Origin of the sequence: Nocardia pneumoniae NBRC 100136, assembly GCF_000308755.1 — a bacterium.
GTDB lineage: Bacteria > Actinomycetota > Actinomycetes > Mycobacteriales > Mycobacteriaceae > Nocardia > Nocardia pneumoniae.
The window spans coordinates 1-376 of record NZ_BAGF01000120.1; the positions used below are offsets into that span (position 1 = coordinate 1).

The 376-nt window shown below is 67.0% G+C and carries 1 protein-coding gene; it reads left to right on the top strand.

Features of this window, described 5'->3' with window-relative positions; genetic code table 11:
* Positions 1 to 6 precede the first annotated feature (6 nt).
* A partial coding sequence (locus ON34_RS28630) for a transposase (RefSeq protein ID WP_245548239.1) occupies positions 7 to 376 on the top strand: 370 nt, incomplete at its 3' end.

Sequence of the window (376 nt, forward strand, 5' to 3'; positions counted from 1 at the left end):
GGTGCCGTGATGACGACACTTGATGCCGTGGCGAGGAAGAAGGCCGAGGCTTCGGCCGAGGAGCTGGCAGCGGCGGAGCTGGTGCGGATGGCCAAGGAACAGGGCTTGTCTTTGACCGGGCCGAACGGGCTGCTCAAACAGTTCACCAAGACCGTCCTCGAGACGGCGTTGAACGAGGAGATGACCGAACACCTAGGGTTCGAGCCGAACCAGGCGCCTGCGGAGCGGGACTCGGCGAACGTGCGCAACGGGACCAGGCCGAAGACGGTGCTGACCGAGACGACCGGGCCGGTGCCGATCGAGGTGCCCCGCGACCGCGACGGCAGTTTCGAACCTCAGATCGTCCGCAAGCGCCAGCGCCGGTTGACCGGGGTGG